This window comes from Streptomyces sp. AC627_RSS907 (assembly GCF_019049165.1).
The window spans coordinates 1-582 of the sequence record NZ_JAGMUE010001417.1; the positions used below are offsets into that span (position 1 = coordinate 1).

Sequence of the window (582 nt, forward strand, 5' to 3'; positions counted from 1 at the left end):
CACAGTGCTTGGCGGTGAGGATCCAGTTGGCCGAGATAATGGTGGCGGTGCAGGTCTGCCTCCCGTTGGAGAACAGCCGAGCGGCCCAGGGGCCACTCTGCGCGTACCCGCCGCCGATGATCTTGGTTTCAACGCTCGACGGGGTCGAGGGCTTGGGGGCCGGCTCGGCGGCGGTGGCGGTGCCGGCGAGCGTCATGACGGATGCCGAAGCGGCTACGAGTGCGGGGATCAACCTGGATATACGCAAGGTTCCTCGTTTCCGAAGACGCGCGATTTCTCGTGCGTCGGTTTGCCAGGGGGCGCTACCAGCATTCCGAAACCTTGTTGAAGCGGGTAGTAACATTTTTCCATAACACGCGGCTATAGCCCGGGCGCCGTCAGGTGCGCCGCGGGCGGTGTCCGCGTGGCGGGTCGGGTTGCCCGATGACCATGCATGTGTGCAGGTCAGAGGCTATTTGAAGGTGTGCTTGCGGGCGTCTGAGTGGGCGCCCGCGATTCCCCTCCTTCGCGGCGTAAAGGGCGGAAGGCGTGAGAACCGCGCCATCTCGTGACGTCCCGGCGTAAGGGGATTTCTGTTTCCGG

General features: G+C 64.4%; 1 protein-coding gene. It reads right to left on the reverse strand.

Annotation, left to right across the window (positions count from 1 at the left end; all coding sequences use genetic code 11):
* Nucleotides 1-247, reverse strand: a 247-nt coding sequence (locus KUM32_RS42205) for a trypsin-like serine protease (protein ID WP_217146886.1), incomplete at its 3' end; no start/stop codon positions are given.
* Nucleotides 248-582: the final 335 nt, after the last annotated feature.